1 protein-coding gene is annotated in these 645 nt (G+C 74.3%); it reads left to right on the top strand.

Annotation, left to right across the window (positions count from 1 at the left end):
* On the top strand, positions 1-645 hold a 645-nt coding region (locus DPM33_RS35690; RefSeq protein ID WP_208648496.1), incomplete at both ends, for a hypothetical protein.

The raw sequence follows: 645 nt of genomic DNA on the forward strand, positions 1-645 counted from the left end.
GTGCCACCGGTGCCACGGGTGATACGGGCGCTACCGGCTCGACTGGAGCTACAGGTGCTACCGGAGCGACGGGCGCCACAGGTGCGACTGGCGACACCGGCGCAACTGGTGCAACCGGCGCAACGGGCGCCACGGGCGCGACCGGCGATACCGGAGCTACGGGTGCGACCGGCGCGACGGGCGATACCGGGGCAACTGGCGCTACCGGTGCAACGGGCGCCACGGGTGCGACTGGCGACACCGGAGCGACGGGTGCTACCGGCGCAACGGGCGCCACGGGCGCGACTGGCGATACCGGCGCCACGGGTGCCACCGGCGCGACAGGCGCCACGGGTGCGACCGGCGATACCGGGGCCACTGGTGCCACCGGCGCAACGGGCGCCACAGGTGCGACCGGCGATACCGGGGCCACTGGTGCCACCGGTGCCACGGGTGATACGGGCGCTACCGGCTCGACTGGAGCTACAGGTGCTACCGGAGCGACGGGCGCCACAGGTGCGACTGGCGACACCGGCGCAACTGGTGCAACCGGCGCAACGGGCGCCACGGGCGCGACCGGCGATACCGGAGCTACGGGTGCGACCGGCGCGACGGGCGATACCGGGGCAACTGGCGCTACCGGTGCAACGGGCGCCACGGGTGCGA

This window comes from Mesorhizobium hawassense (assembly GCF_003289945.1).
In the GTDB taxonomy this organism is placed as follows: Bacteria; Pseudomonadota; Alphaproteobacteria; order Rhizobiales; family Rhizobiaceae; genus Mesorhizobium; species Mesorhizobium hawassense.